Origin of the sequence: Sphingobacterium spiritivorum (assembly GCF_016725325.1) — a bacterium.
Classification (GTDB): domain Bacteria; phylum Bacteroidota; class Bacteroidia; order Sphingobacteriales; family Sphingobacteriaceae; genus Sphingobacterium.
This window is the reverse complement of the sequence record NZ_CP068083.1, coordinates 4,527,910-4,547,989: the sequence shown is the minus strand read 5'-3', so window position 1 is coordinate 4,547,989 and position 20,080 is coordinate 4,527,910. Positions and strand designations below refer to the sequence as shown.

The window sequence follows — 20,080 nt, the reverse complement described above, 5'->3', positions numbered from 1 at the left end:
TCAGAAACAAAAAAGCCTGTATACTAATCGTATTGCAGGCTTTTTTAATACACTATATAAATAAGGAAAGTTATTGGACATCGTAGATATCAGGTCTGTATCTGAAAGAAGGTGTAAGCCAATAAAGCAATACAACTCTGGAATATCTGTAATTGACCGGAGCCATTAGTATGGCCGCAGATATAGATACCCCAAGATATAACCAGGGAGACTCAAGGTTGTTTGTCAGGAAGTAAGTGGCAAAACAGGCGGTTAGCAACTCTGCTACATTAAATGCATAGCTGATATACATAGCTACATAAAAGTAACCGGGCTCTTTTTCAAATTTGAGACCACAGTGTGGACAGGTTTCGTTCATTTTCTTAGATCTGAAACTGAAGAGAGGAGCTTTAAAAAGATCTCCCTTTCTGCATCGCGGGCACTTGCCATCCAGGGCAGATTTCAATTCGTTTGACAGGGTATATTTCATAGCTGTTATATGTGTTTTTTTCTAAATTCTTCGGGAGTAATCCCTTCGTTTTTCTTAAAAAATTTTGTGAAATATGAATTATCATTAAAATTCAACCCATAGGCTATTTCACTAATGGAATAATCCTGGATAACCAAAAGGCGCTTTGCTTCCAGTAATACCCGGTTTCGTATAAGCTCTCCCGCTGATAAACCCATAGATTCTTTCACCAGTGCATTCAGGTGGTTGGGAGTTATAAACAGGAGCTTAGCATAATCTTTAGGCAGTCTGAGTGTTCTGTAATTGCTCTCGATAAGGCTCATGAAATTCCTTAATAAGGTATGATTATAGGCAGCACTCTCGGATTTATTTTGAAGTACAGGACTTCTTTCCAGTGTTTTGAACAGATATAATAAGGTAATTTTAGCAAAATCCAGATCTCGTGTAGCTAGTAGCTCCCGGAACAATCTCATAACCTCATCCTGCAAATCCGGACTGATATCGAATACCTGATCTTTTATTAAGCCTGAAAAGAACGAAAACTGACTCAGGTATTCAGGACGCAACAAAAAAGTATGGAAAAAATCTGGTTGAAAATTCACTATAAATCCATCCATTTCACCTTCAAAATCCCAACGATGTATCTGACCGGGCAGCATCATATAAATCTGCCAGGGAACTACATTAAATGTTTCAAAATCAATCGCGTGTGTTCCCGCGCCCTGTGTGAATAACAACAGTTGGTAAAAACTATGCCGATGAGGAAATACAAGATTTTTATTGCGGGACAGATAAGAAGACAACGCCTCTACAGTGATCGTATTCTCCTGTGTCCGCGACAAAGAGCATTGGTCTAATATAGGGATGCTTGCTTCCATGTCTACAAAATTAGCGTAATAAATACCATTTGTATGGTGTAGTACGTTTGTTTTGTGGTATTTTTTACTGATTATAAAATTTATTATACCACAAAAGCCTCTGTTAATGATTTTCAGCGTTATTTATATCTAAAAGCAAGATCGATGGAGGAATGGATAAAATGCCTAATTTCATCTCACTTAACAGCGATGAAATAATTATTTAGTATCTCTGATGTATAAAATGAGGAAGGGGAAGCCTGTTTTAAAAACAAAAATCTCACCCTTTTCAGGGTAGAGATTAGTGTGTGAAAGTATTGTGTTGTATCTTATGTTATATTGTTATTGCTCATTCTGAGCTGATGTATCAGGCACTTCCAGGATAGCCATTAGTAATAGATAATATCCTTTTTCAAGTCCTAGTTTTGCTGCATTTTTTTCTGTAGTTTCCATACTAATTTTTTATTGGTTGATTATTCTATTATTAACTCATGATGAGTTTTGCAAATAACATGCACAACTTCTAAGAACACCTTGTTTATATTTCTTTTTTTATTTTTTTTCAGTAATAAATGGCTAATAAACAGTTAGTTTACTTTCTTTTTAATTGTTTTTTACCTTATTTTTAAGTCTTAATGATAAGCTTTTAAAGTGTATAGTATTTAGTACATTTTTAACCTATTTTAGTATAAAATACCCTGTTTAAACTCTGTTTAAGCAGGTTTTTTGGGATTTTCCGTCTAAGTACGAAACCACTAACGTGAACCGGAGATTGTCTGTATAATATCACAAAATTAAATTGCGCACAATTTAATTTTGTTCAATGCATATCTTTGTTGCCATGGAAGAAGAATTAATGTTAGATCATCAGGTATGTTTTCCGATATATGCGTTATACCGGGAAATAGTACAGCAATACAGACCAATGCTGGACAAGCTGGATCTGACCTATCCGCAATATCTTGTATTGTTGGTGATGTGGGAGCATCCTTTACAAACCGTCAATCAGATCGGACAACGCCTCCGGTTGGATAGCGGTACGCTGACACCTTTACTGAAGCGCATGGAGCAAAAGGGACTTATAACCCGCCGGCGTAGTGCTCAGGACGAAAGAACGGTTGAAATATCGCTGACAGATACAGGTAAGGAGCTTTCTACAAATGCCAAATGTATTCCCGGCCAAATGCTGGATGAGATGGGCATTACTTTAGAAGAACTTTTACAATTAAAAACTATTGCCAATAAAATATTAAACAGAAATCACTAAAAAAGAACAAGGATAATATGAAAACGTTGTATACAGCAGTAGCAACTGCAACAGGTGGCCGTAATGGCCATGTAAAGACTGATAACGAAGTACTGGATCTTCAGGTCAGAATACCCAAAGAACTCGGAGGTGCTAATAACGATTATACCAATCCTGAACAATTGTTTGCAGCAGGATATGCGGCTTGCTTTGACAGTGCATTAAATCTGGTGATTGGTAAATCTAAAATTAAAACGGGCGAGACAAGTGTCACGGCACATGTTGGAATAGGAAGCATAGAAGGTGGTGGTTTTGGATTAGAAGCCGAGTTAAAAGTAAATATTCCGGGAGTAGAGTTAAATGATGCAGAAGCTTTGGTCGAACAGGCACATCGTATTTGCCCGTATTCTAATGCTACAAGAGGAAATATAGAAGTCAGATTAACAGTAAGTAATTCATAAATTTTACCCTTATGATAACGATCATTGCAAAGATATTCGTCGCTATTGTAGCGCTGGAACATCTTTACATCCTCTGGATGGAAATGTTTGCCTGGGAAACAGCAGGCCGGAAAGCTTTTAAAGGAGCTTTACCAGATGAAATGTTTCGGCCAACAAAAGGTTTGGCTGCTAATCAGGGACTTTATAATGGTTTTCTTGCGGCCGGGCTGATTTGGTCATTCTTTATAGAAGATCTGGTTTGGCAAAAGAATATAACATTGTTCTTCCTGGGATGTGTGATTGTCGCAGGTATATACGGAGCGGTATCCGCATCCCGCAAGATCTTTTTTGTACAGGCATTGCCCGCAATTCTCGCTCTTGTATTTGTATTGTTATCTTAAAAAATATTAAAAAATAAGTTATGTCATTATTAGAAGATTTATCATGGCGTTATGCCACAAAGAAGTATGATCCTTCAAAAAAAGTTAGCACAGAAAATGTGCATAAAATTATTGAGGCCGCCCGTCTTGCTCCGACATCCTCAGGTCTGCAACAATTCAGGGTACTTCTTATCACAAATCAGGAATTAAAAGAAAAAATCGTTCCGGTAGCTATGGATCAGCAGATCATAGCAGACTGCTCGCATCTTCTGGTATTCGCTGCATGGGATCAGTATACAGAAGAACGCATTGATGAGATCTACAACCGAACTACAGATGAACGTGAATTACCGAGAGGTCGTTTTTCCTCGTATACAGATCGTTTGAAAAGCCTCTATCTTACACAATCAGCAGAGGAGAACTTTGTGCATACCGCACGACAGGCTTATATCGGATTTGGACTTGCTATAGCTCAGGCTGCTGAACTAAAAATAGATACTACTCCTGTAGAAGGATTCAACAATCAGCAATTGGATGAATTGCTGGGATTGACTGAAAAAGGATTGAAGAGTGTTACTTTGTTACCAATAGGTTACAGAGATAATGAGGGCGATTGGTTAGTCAGCATGAAAAAAGTAAGAAATCCACAATCCGAATTCGTAATCGAATACAATTAACATTAACTATTTCATAAGACAAGAGCGGGACTATTAATCCCGCTCTTGTTATTTTATGTGGATTGTGTTTTATTAATACCTATTTAGATAGATTCTCCTTTTCCACCAAAGGTGATCAGTACCATACCGCTGATAATAATAAACATACCGAGAATCTGTGCCCAGGTAAGAGGACTTTTAAAATAAAGGGCCATCGTCAATTGAACGGTCAGGAATGTGCCTCCTGAACAAAGCGCTATTACAATAGGTTGAGATACTGATCTGAATAGTTGTACTAAAAACCAGCTTGCAGATAATAATATAATATTACCTATAATCAAGGTCAGCCATTTATACTTCGGATGAATCCCACCATATTTAAAGAGAACAGTAGAAACACACTGACAAGCCCAGAATGCAATAAAGTAGACATAGTTCATGCTGTAAAGATAAACTTTACTTTGAATTTATCTATATACATCCTCCCCAACTTTTACGCTATTCTAACGATCAATTTTCGCTGCATTCAACCGTAAGGAGTTTAGAATAACTGATACGGAACTGAAGCTCATAGCTGCAGCAGCAATCATAGGAGATAGCAATAGCCCGAATACCGGATATAGAATTCCTGCTGCCACAGGTATACCCAATACGTTATATAAAAATGCAAAAGTCAGATTCTCCTTGATATTCCGTGTCAGTTTCTCACTCAGGATCTTGGCTTTAACTATTCCGGTCAGATCCCCCTTTAACAAAGTTACCTGTGCACTTTCAATCGCCACGTCAGTTCCGGTACCCATCGCTATTCCAATATCTGCCTGAGCAAGTGCCGGCGCATCATTTATACCGTCCCCGGCCATCGCTACAATTTGACCTTTATCCTGCATCTTCTTTATCTCCTGTAACTTATCCTCCGGAAGTGCCTGAGAGAGAAAATGTTTAATACCTAATTCATCCGCTACTGCGTTAGCCGTTTTCCCATTATCTCCTGTGATCATCACTACATCTACTCCATGAGCCATCAATTGCTGAATGGCAGCTTTGGCAGTAGCTTTTATTTTATCCGAAATGGTAATAAATCCCGCCACATCGTTATCAATAGCCAGATAGGATACCGTTTTTCCCGTTGCCTGCTGTGTTTCCACTTGCTTACGTACTTCTTCTGTAATCGCTATGTCCTGATCAATTAATAGTTTTTCATTTCCCAGAAGCACATGTTTTCCATTGATAGTCCCGGATACACCTTTACCTGATATATTCTCAAAATCCTCCACCTTATCCAATTTCAAATCTTGTTCTTTTGCTTTTTTTACCGTAGCTTCAGCTAGTGGATGTGTACTGTTCTGATTGAGAGCAGCTGCCATCTCCAGAACCTGATCCGTTGTAAATGCACCAACTCCAAACACCTCATTGACGGTAGGTTTACCTTCTGTAAGTGTTCCGGTTTTATCCGTCACCAATACATTTACTTTATTTAGTTTTTCCAGTGCCTCAGCATTCTTAATTAAAATTCCGTTTTTTGCACCCTTGCCTACACCTACCATGACTGACATTGGAGTCGCCAAGCCCAAAGCACAGGGACAGGCAACAATGAGGACAGCCAGTAAATTGGCAAATCCAAATACCATTTGAGGTTCAGGACCCCAGATCGCCCATGCAATAAAGGTTAATATGGATATGACAATCACAATCGGTACAAAAATAGCTGAAACACGGTCTGTCAGTTTTTGAATAGGAGCCTTGCTGCGACTGGCATCATTAACCATGTTAATAATCTGCGACAACAGCGTTTCATCTCCCACGCGTTCAGCTTTCATCAAAAATGTTCTGTTGCCATTAATAGTTCCGGAAGAAACTTTATCCCCGGACTGCTTATCCACAGGAACGGGCTCTCCTGATATCATAGATTCATCAATGGTCGCACTGCCTTCTACAATCTCTCCGTCTACAGGAATCTTATCACCTGGTTTTACACGCAATACATGACCAATAACAATGGATTCCACTGCAATTTTTCTTTCCGATCCGTTCTCCACAAGAGTGGCTTCAGACGGAGCCAGTTTGATCAACTCTTTTATGGCTGAATTTGTTTTCGAATGCGCTTTAGCCTCCATGACCTGACCCAGAAGTACTAAAGTCAGGATCACACATACAGATTCAAAATACAAACCTACGTTGCCGTGATGTCCCCTGAATTCCGCAGGAAACAGCTGAGGAAAAATTAATCCGACGAGGCTGTAAATAAATGCCGCTGTAGCTCCAAGACCAATAAGGCTAAACATATTCAGCTTCCATGTTTTGAAGGATATCCATGCACGTTCAAAGAACATCCAGGTAGCATAAAATACAACTGGCACAGTCAGTGCCAGTTGTATCCATCCGTTAATATGTGCAGGAATAATCTTACCTATAGGATCACCCGGAATCATTTCACCCATGGCCAGTATAAAGATGGGAATTGTAAATCCTAAAGCTATCCAAAACTTGCGTAACAGGTCTACGTAAGTTTTATTTTCTTCATCCGGAGTTATCGGTACCAGATCCATACCACATATAGGGCAACTTCCCGGCTCATCTTCCACGATTTCAGGATGCATAGGACAGGTGTATTGCGTACTTTTCCGCATATCCTGTATCTTTTCCAGATTCATTCCGCAAACAGGACAATTTCCAGCCTCATCATAGACTTTGTCTCCTTCACAATGCATGGGGCAATAATATTTGCCAGCTTTATTGTTTTGAGGTTTCAGAAGCTTGTGTTCATGTACCTGAGAACTGCAACAGCCTGTTGAATTAGTTTCTTTCTTTTTCTGTTCCGTTTTTTCAGTGGATACTAAAAACATGCCGCAGACCGGGCAGCTTCCCGGTGCATCATAGACTTTATCACCTTCACAGTGCATAGGGCAGTAGTATTTTCCATCCTTATTGTTTTGGGATTCTGATGTTTCAGGTTTCTTCGAGCTGCAACAATTATCCTGATTATGCTGACTTACTTCTATATCAGGCTCTTTAGACGCTACTAAAAACATACCGCATACCGGACAGCTTCCCGGTGCATCGTAGACTTTATCACCTTCACAGTGCATAGGGCAATAATATGTACTGCTTTTGCCAGTTACTGAAACAGCTCTTTTAGGCTGATTATCTTCCTGAATACGGTGATCCGTTGATTTTTCTTTTTTCATAATGTTATATTTTTCAACCGTAATAACAAAGATTGAAAATCTATGTAGAAGACATGTTATACAATTATGAGGAAAACGTACAAGTTTTCAATCCGGAACTCAGTATAGGATACCTTCTGGCTGTAAGATATTAACAGTCAATATGCTTAGTTTGTTTAAGATGTTTCTTTTTTGTGAAATGGATTGTACATTTGATTATCTAATAATTTATTCTTCTATGGCTGAAAAAAGAACATCTCACATACTCAATACATCTGCAAATCTGCTTGGTATCTGTTTTTTGGTATTGGCATCCTTGCGAACCATTAAGCTTACAGAAAGATCACTGATAGATGAATTTGCTACTGTTGCAATTGTTATTTTCATGGCGAGTTGCCTTATTTCTTTTGTAGCCATGAAAAGAGAAGATACTGTTGCAGGAAGAAAACTGGAAAACGTGGCAGATATTATATTTCTGATGGGACTTATAGATCTGTTTGTCGCTACTTTACTATTAGCGTTTGATATTATTCAATAATATACAACAATTTTTTTTGAGTGGGGAAAAGACAAAGGCTCTTAACTGATAGTAGTAAGAGCCTTTGCAGGAAGTGAATACTGAAAGTTAAATTCCCATTTCCTTAATGATGAACTGTGCATTGTCGATTTTATCAGCAATCCACAATACATAGCGTATATCCACACCTATTGAACGGCTGTAACTCTCATTCCATGCAAAATCATTGATAGTCGCATCATATGAACGATCAAAATTAACACCAATAAGTTCGCCATAAGCATTCATAATAGGGGAACCAGAGTTCCCTCCGGTAGTATCCATATTGTAAAGAATGTTGACAGGTACGTCTTTAAGGTCTTTCTTTTCATAAGCACCGAAGTTCTTTGATAACCATGCTGTACGGATTGCTTCAGGATAGACGAACTCGGGGTTGTCGGAATTGCCTTTTTCCAATATACCTTTAACAGTTGTAAACGGCTTCATATAAGTAGCATCGACAGGATTATATCCTTTGATATTTCCAAATGTAAGCCTAAGTGTCGAATTTGCATCCGGAATAAAGTTTTTGGACTGATATATTTCTTTTACAGCTACGTAATCACCCATTAACTTGTTCAGCTGTCCGTCACGACGTTGCTGTTCTTTTCCGAAAGTAGTCAATTCCTGATCCATTGCTTTTTGGAAGTTCAGCAGATTATCATTATATGCTAATAAACTTTTTGAATTTGCCAATACATCTTTAGTTAAGGCAGCTTCCTTATTCAACTTGGATTCTTTGATAACTTGGATCGCATATTTGCCCGCCTGTTCCTGGTTAGCGAATTTCAGATTCTGAACGGTTTGGATAGTATTTGAACCTTTCAATTCGTAAGCATCAGCAAACATACGTGCCGCAATTGTTTCATCGACCTGCATATTATAGCTTTCGTAATATCCGGCTATAGTCTGTTTTACTTTAGCAATATTCAGTTCAAAAAACTTCTGCTGATCCGCAGCACTTTTATATTTTAACATTTCAGCTTTGAAATCATTAATATCACGTGCCACCTGCAGCAGTCTGGTGCTGGAATAGATATTATTAAACCAAAGTTCTTTCTTTGCATCTTCAAATGTACGTGCATAGAAGTCTGCAATATCTGACATCAAGGTTCCGTATTTGGTTTTCAGTTCAGATTTACTGTTGATAAATGTCGCAAGCGCTTCATCTTCCTGTTTTTTCGAAGAAATCAAATCAATATTGCGAAGACCTTTTAATTTACCTCTGTAATTCTTCAGTACATTTGCATTTCGTTTGATACGGGTAGCCAAAGCCAGTTCCGTTGCTTTATCATTTTTACCAGCCAGTTCCATCTGTTTATTCTGAAAATCATAAAGCTCAGAAGTGTAAGGTAGTAAAAATTGCTGCTGGTAGGCAATGTATTGTGCCGGACGATGTCTGAATGTACGGCCCGGATATCCCAGAATAAAGACAAAATCATTTTCCTCAACACCTTTAGGATTTACTTTTAAGAATTTTTTAGGCTCATAGGGTACATTATTTTTGGAATATTTGGCTGAAGATCCGTCCGGAGCAACATAAGCACGTACAAAAGAAAAGTCTCCTGTATGACGAGGCCATACCCAGTTGTCTGTTTCTCCGCCGAATTCACCGATATCTCTTCTTGGGATGTAGACCAGTCTGACATCCTCTATCGTTTTATAACGGAAAAGTACATAGGTCTTACCGATAAACATTTCAGAAACTTCCGCTTTGATTGTAGGGTCTTCTTTCTGAGCCTTAGCCGCAAGTTCTTCCCGTTTCTGTTTGATAATGGCAATTCTTTGGCTAGGATCAACTACGTTGGAAACAGCTCCAAGTATTTGATTGGAAACATCCTCATATGAATCTGTAATGCGGATAGTTAAGCCTTTGGCCTGAATTTCCTGTTCATGAGAATTAGCCACAAAGCCATTTTTAAGATAATCGTGTTCTGGAGTACTTGCAAGCTGTACAGCACTGAAAGCACAATGGTGATTAGTCACAATCAATCCTTTACCGGAAACAAATGATCCTGTACATCCACTGATTTGTACCAACGCATCGACAAGACCTACCTGCCCCGGGTTATAAATATCTTTTTCACTGATCTTTAGTCCGGCTGCTTTTAGTCCGGCTTTACTTAGCTCGCTGAGTGGAAACATTCCCTCATCAGGAACTTTAGCTGAAAATTGAATCGCACTTGTGGCAAAAAGGAGAGCCAGAGCAAATCCTTTTTTGTTAAAAATGTTCATATGTTCGTTGTTTTATCTGCGTATGGATATAGTGATTGAAAATAAATTCAAAAATAACAAATCTTTACAGGGAATAAAGAGGAATTGCAGAAAGACAGGTATATATTGAGCTTTTGCTTAAAAACTTCCTATTTTTGTATCATCAAAATTGATCTTATGACGCTCGTCCAATTGGAATACATTATAGCTGTTGATACTTACCGTAGTTTCGTTGCTGCCGCAGAAAAGTGTTTTGTTACACAGCCAACGTTAAGTATGCAAATCCAAAAACTGGAGGAATCGCTGGGCGCCAAAATATTTGACAGAAGCCGGCAACCTGTGGTGCCGACTGAAATAGGAGAGAAGATCATACATCAGGCGCGGATAGTGCTTACAGAAAGTAAAAAAATCACAGAGATCGTACAGCATAGCAGAGGGGAATTAGAGGGGACATTGAAAGTAGGTATTATTCCTACAGTAGCTCCTTACTTATTACCACGTGTATTGTCATCTTTTATGCAGCAATTTCCAAAACTGCAGCTGCAGATCTGGGAGTATACAACCGAACGGATTATTCATGAACTGAAAGTAGGAATTCTGGATTGTGGCATTTTATCAACCCCTCTTCATGACAACAGTATTCAGGAAATACCGCTTTTTTATGAAACATTTGTGGGGTATGTGTCCGAAAAAAGCAACCTTTTTGAAAAAAAAATGATCAGTCCGGAAGATATTGCGCATGAAAAATTATGGTTGCTTAATGAAGGACATTGTATGAGAGGGCAGGTGCTGAATATCTGTCATTTCAAGCATAATCAGGATACAGAAGGTACTTTTGAGTACAACACCGGAAGTGTAGAGACCTTAAAAAGAATGGTAGACATCAACTCAGGGATGACTATACTTCCTGAAATGAGCATCCTGGATTATGATGAGGAACAATTATTGCGTGTAAGATACTTCAAGTCACCGGAACCGGTGCGCGAGATCAGCATCGTGACAACTCAAAATTATGTCAAGCGCCAGGCTATACAGGCACTTGAAAAAGAAATTCTGAAAGCGGTGCCAGACAGGTTTAAGAATAAGAAGAAAAAGGATATCATGGAGTTTGGTCTCTAACCCCGAAAAGTAATGAAGATAAATTTTAGACAAAGGCTTGAAATACTGAATAAATGGCGCATGAAGAAAATTTCTAACCGAAATTTTCTGATTATTCTGGCTTTTGTAGTTGGTATCATAGGAGGTATTGCTGCATCTGTATTGAAAGGTATGACACATTTTATAGCGTCTGCTTTACAGGATGATGTTGAATGGCATTATAAATATTCGTTTTACCTTGTGTTTCCGCTGATTGGTATTCTGTTAAGCGTATTGTATATTCGAAAATTTCTGAAAGGAAAAAACTTTGAGCATGGAATTACCCCTATTATTTATTCCATTTCCCGGAAATCCAGTCGTATAGAACCGCATAACGTGTATTCACAGATTATTACCAGTGCTGTTACAGTTGGTTTTGGTGGATCATCCGGTCTGGAGGCGCCGATTGCCTACAGCGGATCAGCGATAGGATCCAATGTAGGTCGTTTCTTTGGGCTGCAGTATCGTGAAATTACTATGTTACTGGCTTGCGGAGCTGCAGCAGGAATTTCAGGCGCATTTAACAGTCCGGTTGCGGGAATGATCTTTGCCATTGAAATCTTACTGCCTGAGTTTTCTATTCCTGCATTTATTCCTTTGTTGATATCATCCGCTTTAGCATCAGTAGTATCCAGATTGTTATACAGCGAACCTTTATTTCACACCGCTACTTCAGACTGGGAGTTTAAGGCCTTATTCTTTTATATACTTATGTCCGTTCTTGTAGGGCTTTATACCGTATATTTTGCTAAAATAAGTGCTCTTATAAAGGGTTGGTTCAGTAAGATTAAGAACCCCTACAATAAGGTATGGTTCAGTGGCATTTCCCTGGGACTGATGATCTTTATTTTTCCGGCGTTGTACGGAGAGGGATACTTAACTATTCAGCAGTTACTGGATGGACGTTTCGACTCCATTGTCAAAAACAGTTTATTTTCCAGTTATAAGGATATTGGCTGGGTCGTAGTTGTTTATACCGTTCTGACGCTGTTTGGTAAATCATTTGCAGCTCTTTTCACCTTAAACGGAGGGGGAAACGGAGGAGTGTTTGGTCCCAGCCTGGTCATGGGTGGCCTGTTGGGTTTTGCATTTGCATACGGAATGAATCTGACAGGTCTTGTGACATTGAATATTCCTAATTTCGTAATGGCAGGAATGGCAGCAGCATTAGCCGGTATTATGCATGCACCGCTGACCAGTATTTTTCTGATCGCAGAGATCACAGGAGGTTATACCCTGATGGTGCCGCTTATGCTGGTCGCTTCTATAGCTTATCTGATTAACAGGGCTGTACTTAAACACTCTATTTACACTAAAGTACTGGCAGATTCAGGTGATCTGGTTTCCTACGAAGACAAAGACAGATCTGTTTTGAGCATGATGAAGCTCCGGTACGTATTGGAAACCAATTTTGTAATATTAAGACCCGGGGAGACTCCTAATGAGCGTAAGCATGATATTATACATTCTAAAAGGAACATCTTTCCAATAGTGGATGATAAAGGTAAATTTCTGGGAATCTTATATATAGAATACTTACTTTCTATTCTTTTAGGTGAAGAGGAGGGGATTGATAAAGATTTCGGAACTCTGGTACAGAAACCCAATGACATTATCAAAGGGGACGAGAATATGGAGATCGTAATGTCAAAAATGAATAAAGAAGATGTGTGGATCCTCCCTGTGGTAGACAAAGAGGATCACTATCTCGGATTTGTTTCGAAGTCCAGTGTTTTTAATAAGTACAGAGCCTTATTAATGCGTCAGGGACATTATCTGGAATAAGATCTAATTTCTCAGACTCATTATTTTAGCTACATATTTGCCTACAATATCAAATTCCAGATTAACTTCATCACCTACATTGATCTGTCCCAGATTGGTGTGCTCCAAAGTGTATGGAATAATAGCTACTGAAAATTCATGATCTTTAGAGCCGACTACGGTAAGACTGATTCCATTAACAGTAACAGAACCTTTTTCTACGGTCATATTCTGTGTGCCGGGATCATATGTAAAGGTGAATATAGTACTGCCGTTCTGATCTTCTTTTGCTGTACATACTGCCGTCTGATCCACATGTCCCTGTACAATATGTCCGTCTAACCGGTCTCCGATCAACGTGCATCGTTCCAGGTTGACAATATCTCCAGTCTTTAGCCTACCCAGATTGCTTTTCTTCAATGTTTCATCAATAGCTGTGACTTTGTGTGTATTTCCTTCCAGACCTACGACAGTCAGGCAGACACCATTGTGAGAAATACTCTGGTCAATCTTAAGTTCATTGGAAATCGCAGATTCTATATATAAATGGAGATTACTGTCTTCACTGACAATATCTTTGACCCGGCCTAATGTTTCTATAATACCTGTAAACATAATATAATTTAATTTATACAAATATACCGATTCATATGCTTCTTACTGTCATTTGTATGCTGAATTATAGAGGGTCATAAATAGGATTATGCCTGAAGAGTATGTACGAATCGGAGTGGCAAAAAAAATGTAAAAATAAATTTGCATAGTGTTAATAATACACTATCTTTGTGTCATCATAATTTAGGTTTATAATTGGTTATAAAGGTTTCCACTCTCCCCGTTTGGAAACCTTTTCTTTTTTATCCGGTTTTTAGATTCTTAAAGGGAGTACAGACCTTAATCTTATTTAGCAATTCATATAAAAAATTAATAAGCTTTGTGTTCAGAAAATAAAACAGTTGTCGGGGACGCCAACCAACACGACATGCGCTTTGGCTTAGCGCGTTGGTAAATATCATCTCACATGTCGTCTTTAAGTGTTTGTGTCTGCAGTGTAGAAATGAAAAGGCGTCTGCAAGTGTCCCCACCTGAGAAATAAAACCGGAAGCACTTTGATATTGTATAGATATAGCAGTTGGCGGGAACGCCAACTGACGCGGTATGAGTTTTGACTTAGTGCTTTAGTAAATGTCATCTCACATGGTGTCTGTAAAGTGTTACTGCCTGCAGTGTAAAAATGAAAAGGCGTCTACAGGTATCCCCACCTGAGAAATAGAACCGGAAGCACTTTGAGATATTGTATAAATAAAAAAGTTGGCGTGAACGCCAGCCGACGCGGTGTGAGTTTTAGCTTAATATATTTGCAAGATGATATCGCACAAAGCGTCTGAAGGTGTCCCCACCTGCAGCAGAAGAATCGGAAATGCTTTATATACTTCTAATTCAAAAAAAATAAAAAATATTTTGAATAGTGTAATATGTACACTATCTTTGTGCTATCATAATTTAGGTTTATAATTGGTTATTAAAGGTTTTCATTCTCCCCGTTTGAAAACCTTTATTTTTTTAAAAATTTTATTGTTATTCGATAAAACAACCGGTTGTAGAGCAACAATCATCAGATAATTTCCCAAAAAGATAAAATAAATTTGCAAGTTAATTATATTACCTCTAACTTCGTCTTAGGTTTAGGTTGATTGCCTCGTTAAGAGGTATTTTAGAGCCTGGAAAATCGCCCGATTCTTCCAGGCTTTTTCTTTTTGTATTTTATTGTATCTTAAGATTTGATTCGCTTACATAAAATCCTATTTTTGAAATTCAAACCATATCACCATGCAATATCCATTTAGCAAATGCTCAAGAGGCGTCAATACATCTAATCATTTTATGTATTCGTTATACTGGGTTTGGATCAAAGACAAATGGATAACCTTTTAAAAAGCAAATTATTTACATATGAAATATCCATGTAGTAGAGACTGCACAAATACGAATGAATATAGTTTGGATATTCCATATGACCATTGAAAATCAAATTATTTACATATGAAACTTTATTCCTTTTTATTTCTTTTCCTTATTTCAACAACCTTACTTGCGCAAGAGTCAGGATATCAGATTTCTTACCTGAGGAGCAGTAATGGTAAAATCCATGAGAAGCAAAGCCCGATCCTGGTTTACGCAAATAAAGATCAGACTGCTGTGACCAGTCAACAGATTCTTGACGGTAAGGCCCGCTTTCCCTATGAGCGCTATTTTGTGAATCGTAAAAACGGAGCTTATTATAAAATTTCAACTTTTGAGGGAGGACGTGAAATCGCGACTGTAGACTCAGCTTTGCTGGATAAGCAAAAACTGGTGATCACAGGAGAAACGAAAAAAATATTAGGTTATACGGTTAAGAAAGCTACTACTTCTGTTAATTCTAATACTATCGATTTATGGTTTACGGAAGAGCCTGGAATCAAGGGGTCACCTGTTGAATTAGGACAAAACCTGGGGTTGGTACTGGAAATGGTTCGAAATGGCAATTCCGCAATAACAGCAACGAAGATGGAGAAAATAAAAAGTATTCCTGCATCTATCAGATTACAGGAATCTGGTTCATATGTGGATGAACTTACGTACCGGGATTTGTTATGGAAAAGCAGATTTGTAGATATTCCTGTCTTCTATAAACAACGTATCCGTTTTAATGATGCAACCCGTTCGGATAGTATCCTGAGGTTTGCAAACGGAACAGTCATTGTCAAAAAAGTAAAAATACCGGAACTTAAAAAAAATGAAGGACAGGCTTTTGTAGAAGTTATTCAGCAAGCTAAGGGAGATGCATATGATCGTACTGGTTCAGTATTTCTGATTCCTGCGGATCGCGATATCAGTTTTCTTGACGGAATGAAAAACGGAATGAATACCTTGCCCGCATATGAGAATGGTAATGGGAAGAAATATCAGGGAATGACCCAAACCGCTAATTTTGAACCGGTACTGGAACTGATGCGATTTTTTACACCCTTTGGTGTCAGTCAGTTTAATTATATCAAAATAAAAGGTAAAACATGGCAGGACAGTGTGAGCTATCGTCAGGAAATCTCTGAACTTCTTCCAAGATTTGCAGGTAAAGAGGTATATATCGGTACGTATATCGGTAACTATGATAAAGAAGGACATGAAGTCACTGTTCGTCTGACTATACATCCTGGAAAACCACAGTTTTCGGAAGGAGCAAAAGTACTTTCCCTTTTCAATACTACAAATGTAATGGAAATGGGTGGACAGGAATATCCGACAATGTTTAATCAGGAGAAAGGAGTGGAGGTCAAATTTACGTTAGATCAGGATGTTAAAAATGCACAGTTACGATATATTACTACAGGTCATGGTGGCTGGGGGGAAGGTGATGAATTTGTTCCTAAAGCAAATACCATATTTTTAGATGGTCAGCAAGCTTTCAAATTTACACCCTGGAGAACAGAATGTGGTTCTTACAGATTATCTAATCCTGCATCCGGAAATTTTGAAAACGGATTGTCATCTTCAGATTTAAGCCGCTCTAACTGGTGTCCGGGGACTGTTACAAATCCAATATACATTGATCTCGGCGATCTTAAAGCCGGAGAGCATACTATACGTGTTCATATTCCTCAAGGCGAACCTGAAGGAACAAGTTTATCCTATTGGAATGTTTCCGGAGCTTTACTCTATTATTAAGCAACAAAAAAGCCTTCCTGTATAACGGGAAGGCTTTTTTGCTCGATTATAATATATGTTTATACGTTAAATCTGAAGTGCATAATGTCTCCGTCTTCCACGATATACGTTTTACCTTCCACGCTAAGCTTACCTGCTTCCTTAACCGCTGCTTCTGAGCCATATTGAATAAAGTCTGCATATTTAATCACTTCTGCACGGATAAAACCTTTTTCAAAATCAGTGTGAATGACACCTGCTGCCTGAGGTGCAGTATAACCTTTTTCAATCGTCCATGCACGGACTTCCTGTACACCAGCAGTAAAATATGTAGCCAGATCAAGCAGAGAATATGCGGCACGGATTAATTTGTGAACGCCAGATTCTGTTAATCCAAGATCATCCAGAAACATCTGGCGCTCTTCAAAACTTTCTAATTGTGCAATTTCAGACTCGATTTGTGCAGAGATAATCAGTACTTCTGCATTTTCGTCCTTTACAGCTTCTTTTACTTTTTCAACATAAGCATTTCCTGTATTTACAGAAGCTTCGTCTACATTACATACATATAATACCGGTTTTGCAGTTAACAAAGCCAGATCCTGAATAAACTCAAAGTCTTCTTTCTCTATCGGTGATGTACGAGCTGATTTACCGGATTCCAAATGCTCTTTTACAACAGAAAGGATATCAAATGTACGCTTCGCATCTTTATCTCCACCTGTTTTAGCCATTTTTTCTACCTTCTGAATACGTTTAACAACAGTATCCAGATCTTTTAACTGCAATTCTGTATCGATGATTTCTTTGTCACGGATAGGATCTACAGATCCGTCCACATGGATCACATTACCATCATCAAAACAACGCAATACGTGAATAATTGCATTTGTTGTACGGATATTGCCCAGGAATTGATTTCCAAGACCTTCGCCTTTGGATGCGCCTTTTACCAGACCTGCAATATCTACGATCTCAATGGTATTAGGAACCAGACGCTGAGGTTTGACAAGATCAGCAAGTTTATTTAAACGTTCGTCCGGAACAGTAATTACTCCGACATTCGGTTCTATTGTACAAAATGGAAAATTTGCTGCCTGTGCCTTCGCATTAGACAAGCAATTAAATAACGTTGATTTGCCCACGTTAGGTAGGCCAACTATACCGCATTGTAAAGCCATGAATTGTGCTGTTTTTTAAAATTGTACAAAGATAGAAAAATCAAATCAACTAATCGTATATTTAAGTATGCAATGGATAGAGATTCCTTCACAATACCTCAATAATCCGGAAGAAATACGTTTAGTGAAAGTTCCGGGATTGAATTTTTGTCTTACACAGCAGGGCGGTGAATGGGTCGCTTTTTCGGAGAAGTGCCCGCATGCGGGAGCTCCTTTATCTACCGGATGGTGCGAAGAGGGGCGTGTAATCTGTCCGTATCACAGACATGCTTTTTCTCTTAAAACCGGAAGAGGAGATCCCGGACAGGGTAATTTTGTAAATTTATATCCTTTGAAAAAGGAGCAGGATAAGTGGTTTGTGGGCCTGGAGAAAAAATGGTGGCAAAAGTTATTTTAGCCACATGCTATTTGTTTGATATTGAGATTTTTGTGTATTTATTTTGCACCGTTGATACATTATAAATTTTGTCTTATATTTAACTCACTAACCCCAAATTATAAACGGTATGAAAATTTTAAAGAAAATCCTGTTAGCTATTCTGGCTTTAGTTGTCATCTTATTGATCGCAGCTTTGTTTTTAAAGAAAGATTATGCTGTAAAACGTGAAATTGTTATTAACAAACCTCGTGAAGTTGTGTTTGAATATATCAAATACATCAAAAATCAGAATTATTACAGTAAATGGGCAACTATGGATCCCAATATGAAAAAAACATATACCGGAACTGACGGAACGCCTGGATTTATTTCCGCCTGGGATAGTGAGCAAAAGGATGTTGGTAAGGGCGAACAGGAAATTAAGAAGATCACCGAAGGAGAACGTATCGATATGGAGATTCGTTTTATAGAGCCATTTGAATCTAAAGATAAGGCTTATATGATCACAGAAAGTACTTCACCTACATCTACAAAGGTTATTTGGGGATTTGACGGACACATGGATTATCCTATGAATCTGACATTGTTGTGTATGGATTTTGACAAAATGTTAGGCGGAGATCTCGAAACAGGTTTGCAAAGATTAAAAGGACAGTTGGAAAAATAATATTGGCCAACTGTATTTTAGAGACAGTTGCCGTATTTTTTAGGAATGGTAATTTTATAAATTACCATTCCATATCTTAATTTCTTTATCAGGTATTTAATACAGCATCAGGTATGCCGGGAAATCTTTTATGCTTCTTTAACTCTTATCTGTTGAATATGAAACATTTGGATATTTCTGTACAATAAAGTTTTGTCTGCACACCTTCAGACCTCATGCTGCAAAGCATCAAATAGACTGTTTCCGTTTTTAATTGAGTATATTTGTAACGTTAAATTTGAAAGAAATTAACGAAATCGTATGCAAAACAAACAAATCGGTGTAATTGGCAGTGGGAGTTGGGCTACAGCTATGATTAAAATGCTGACAGATAATCTGTTGGATAAAACTGTGTTATGGTGGGTTCGTAAACCGGAAGATTTGCAATATATATTGGAATATAAGCATAACCCCACTTATCTGAGTGCTGTTGAAGTTAAATTGTCAGAGGAACAAATTTCAACTGATGCTGCCGAGCTTATCCGCCGTTCAGATATTGTGATTTTAAATACTCCGGCTGCTTATCTTAAGACGGCATTGAAAGATGTAAAACCTGAGGATTTTAAAAATAAAATTGTAGTCTCTGCGATTAAGGGGATTGTTCCGGATGAAAACCTGGTGGTAGGTGAATACCTGATGGAATATTATAATGTTCCGTTAGAAAATATAGTGGTTGTAGGAGGTCCTTGCCATGCAGAAGAGGTATCACTGGAAAAACTGTCTTACCTTACGCTGGCCTCTAAAAATTTGGACCATGCGGAAGAAATGGCTAAATTTCTAAGAAACAGATATATAAAGACCATTATCTCAGCTGATATTTTTGGTGTGGAATATGGGGCTGTATTGAAGAATATATATGCTTTGGCAGGCGGTATATGTCATGGGCTGGGATTTGGAGACAATTTTCAGGCTGTTCTTGTCTCTAATGCAATACGTGAAATGGAAACCTGTGTGGATGTCATTGACCCTCAACCTCGAGATATAAATCATTCAGCTTATTTAGGTGACCTTTTGGTAACTGCCTATTCCCAATTCAGCCGCAACCGTACGTTCGGCAATATGATAGGTAAAGGTTACAGCGTTCAATCTGCTCAATTAGAGATGAATATGGTAGCGGAAGGTTATTATGCCTCGGCCTGTATACAACGTATTATTCAAAAATTTGACCTTAAAATGCCTATATGTGATGCTGTATACAAAATCCTGTATCAGCAAAGTCCGGCATTACCAACAATCAAAACCCTTGCAGATTCTCTAACCTAATT

Annotated in this window: 18 protein-coding genes; 11 read left to right on the top strand and 7 right to left on the bottom strand. The window is 38.3% G+C overall.

Annotated elements, in window-relative coordinates; translation table 11 throughout:
* Nucleotides 1-70: 70 nt before the first annotated feature.
* Together I6J02_RS19060 and I6J02_RS19055 are read right to left on the bottom strand one after the other, a co-directional pair.
* Nucleotides 71-469 carry a DUF983 domain-containing protein gene (locus I6J02_RS19060; RefSeq protein WP_201679357.1) on the bottom strand — a complete coding sequence of 133 codons (399 nt, stop codon included), beginning with the start codon at nucleotides 467-469 and terminating at the stop codon, nucleotides 71-73.
* A 5-nt stretch (nucleotides 470-474) separates the two neighbouring features.
* The gene (locus I6J02_RS19055) at nucleotides 475-1,326 is read right to left on the bottom strand and encodes a helix-turn-helix domain-containing protein (RefSeq protein ID WP_201679356.1); all 852 of its coding nucleotides are present in this window, start codon (nucleotides 1,324-1,326) and stop codon (nucleotides 475-477) included.
* An 802-nt stretch (nucleotides 1,327-2,128) separates the two neighbouring features.
* Between I6J02_RS19055 and I6J02_RS19050 the strand changes: the two genes are divergently transcribed.
* The 4 genes from I6J02_RS19050 to I6J02_RS19035 are packed head-to-tail and all read left to right on the top strand — an operon-like array spanning nucleotide 2,129 to nucleotide 4,048.
* Nucleotides 2,129-2,572 (top strand): MarR family winged helix-turn-helix transcriptional regulator, encoded by a 444-nt coding sequence (locus I6J02_RS19050; protein ID WP_236582172.1) that lies wholly within the window; start codon nucleotides 2,129-2,131, stop codon nucleotides 2,570-2,572.
* Between the two features lie 17 nt (nucleotides 2,573-2,589).
* Nucleotides 2,590-3,012, top strand: a complete 423-nt coding sequence (locus I6J02_RS19045; RefSeq protein WP_201679355.1) for an organic hydroperoxide resistance protein — start codon at nucleotides 2,590-2,592, stop codon at nucleotides 3,010-3,012.
* A gap of 11 nt (nucleotides 3,013-3,023) precedes the next feature.
* Entirely contained in the window at nucleotides 3,024-3,392 is a 369-nt protein-coding gene (locus I6J02_RS19040) for a DUF1304 domain-containing protein (protein ID WP_201679354.1), read from the top strand.
* A gap of 20 nt (nucleotides 3,393-3,412) precedes the next feature.
* Nucleotides 3,413-4,048 carry an NAD(P)H-dependent oxidoreductase gene (locus I6J02_RS19035; protein WP_201679353.1) on the top strand — a complete coding sequence of 212 codons (636 nt, stop codon included), beginning with the start codon at nucleotides 3,413-3,415 and terminating at the stop codon, nucleotides 4,046-4,048.
* 83 nt (nucleotides 4,049-4,131) lie between these two features.
* On the opposite strand, the gene I6J02_RS19030 is transcribed toward I6J02_RS19035, so the two are convergent.
* On the bottom strand, nucleotides 4,132-4,467 hold the full coding sequence (locus I6J02_RS19030; protein WP_201679352.1) for a hypothetical protein: 336 nt from the start codon (nucleotides 4,465-4,467) through the stop codon (nucleotides 4,132-4,134).
* A 63-nt stretch (nucleotides 4,468-4,530) separates the two neighbouring features.
* On the bottom strand, nucleotides 4,531-7,212 hold the full coding sequence (locus I6J02_RS19025; protein ID WP_201679351.1) for a copper-transporting P-type ATPase: 2,682 nt from the start codon (nucleotides 7,210-7,212) through the stop codon (nucleotides 4,531-4,533).
* A 217-nt stretch (nucleotides 7,213-7,429) separates the two neighbouring features.
* Here I6J02_RS19025 and I6J02_RS19020 point away from each other — a divergent pair, with 217 nt between their 5' ends.
* The gene (locus I6J02_RS19020) at nucleotides 7,430-7,729 is read left to right on the top strand and encodes a hypothetical protein (protein ID WP_201679350.1); all 300 of its coding nucleotides are present in this window, start codon (nucleotides 7,430-7,432) and stop codon (nucleotides 7,727-7,729) included.
* An 87-nt stretch (nucleotides 7,730-7,816) separates the two neighbouring features.
* Here the strand turns inward: I6J02_RS19020 and I6J02_RS19015 are convergent, their stop codons facing one another.
* Nucleotides 7,817-9,982, bottom strand: coding sequence for a S46 family peptidase (locus I6J02_RS19015; protein WP_201679349.1), 2,166 nt, complete (start codon nucleotides 9,980-9,982; stop codon nucleotides 7,817-7,819).
* A 156-nt stretch (nucleotides 9,983-10,138) separates the two neighbouring features.
* On the opposite strand from I6J02_RS19015, the gene I6J02_RS19010 reads away from it, so the two are divergent.
* Nucleotides 10,139-11,080: a hydrogen peroxide-inducible genes activator gene (locus I6J02_RS19010; protein ID WP_201679348.1), complete on the top strand. Its 942-nt coding sequence runs from the start codon at nucleotides 10,139-10,141 to the stop codon at nucleotides 11,078-11,080.
* A 12-nt stretch (nucleotides 11,081-11,092) separates the two neighbouring features.
* Nucleotides 11,093-12,883, top strand: a complete 1,791-nt coding sequence (locus I6J02_RS19005) for a chloride channel protein (protein WP_201679347.1) — start codon at nucleotides 11,093-11,095, stop codon at nucleotides 12,881-12,883.
* A 3-nt stretch (nucleotides 12,884-12,886) separates the two neighbouring features.
* Here I6J02_RS19005 and I6J02_RS19000 read toward each other — a convergent pair whose 3' ends face one another.
* Nucleotides 12,887-13,477 carry a riboflavin synthase gene (locus I6J02_RS19000; protein ID WP_201679346.1) on the bottom strand — a complete coding sequence of 197 codons (591 nt, stop codon included), beginning with the start codon at nucleotides 13,475-13,477 and terminating at the stop codon, nucleotides 12,887-12,889.
* A 1,428-nt stretch (nucleotides 13,478-14,905) separates the two neighbouring features.
* Here I6J02_RS19000 and I6J02_RS18995 point away from each other — a divergent pair.
* The gene (locus I6J02_RS18995) at nucleotides 14,906-16,570 is read left to right on the top strand and encodes a PNGase F N-terminal domain-containing protein (protein WP_201679345.1); all 1,665 of its coding nucleotides are present in this window, start codon (nucleotides 14,906-14,908) and stop codon (nucleotides 16,568-16,570) included.
* 59 nt (nucleotides 16,571-16,629) lie between these two features.
* On the opposite strand, the gene ychF is transcribed toward I6J02_RS18995, so the two are convergent.
* Nucleotides 16,630-17,730, bottom strand: a complete 1,101-nt coding sequence (ychF, locus tag I6J02_RS18990) for a redox-regulated ATPase YchF (protein WP_201679344.1) — start codon at nucleotides 17,728-17,730, stop codon at nucleotides 16,630-16,632.
* A gap of 67 nt (nucleotides 17,731-17,797) precedes the next feature.
* Here ychF and I6J02_RS18985 point away from each other — a divergent pair, with 67 nt between their 5' ends.
* From I6J02_RS18985 to I6J02_RS18975, 3 genes are all read left to right on the top strand, one after another.
* Nucleotides 17,798-18,127 (top strand): Rieske (2Fe-2S) protein, encoded by a 330-nt coding sequence (locus tag I6J02_RS18985; protein WP_201679343.1) that lies wholly within the window; start codon nucleotides 17,798-17,800, stop codon nucleotides 18,125-18,127.
* 109 nt (nucleotides 18,128-18,236) lie between these two features.
* Nucleotides 18,237-18,776 (top strand): SRPBCC family protein, encoded by a 540-nt coding sequence (locus tag I6J02_RS18980; RefSeq protein ID WP_201679342.1) that lies wholly within the window; start codon nucleotides 18,237-18,239, stop codon nucleotides 18,774-18,776.
* 300 nt (nucleotides 18,777-19,076) lie between these two features.
* Nucleotides 19,077-20,078: an NAD(P)H-dependent glycerol-3-phosphate dehydrogenase gene (locus tag I6J02_RS18975; RefSeq protein ID WP_201679341.1), complete on the top strand. Its 1,002-nt coding sequence runs from the start codon at nucleotides 19,077-19,079 to the stop codon at nucleotides 20,076-20,078.
* Nucleotides 20,079-20,080: the final 2 nt, after the last annotated feature.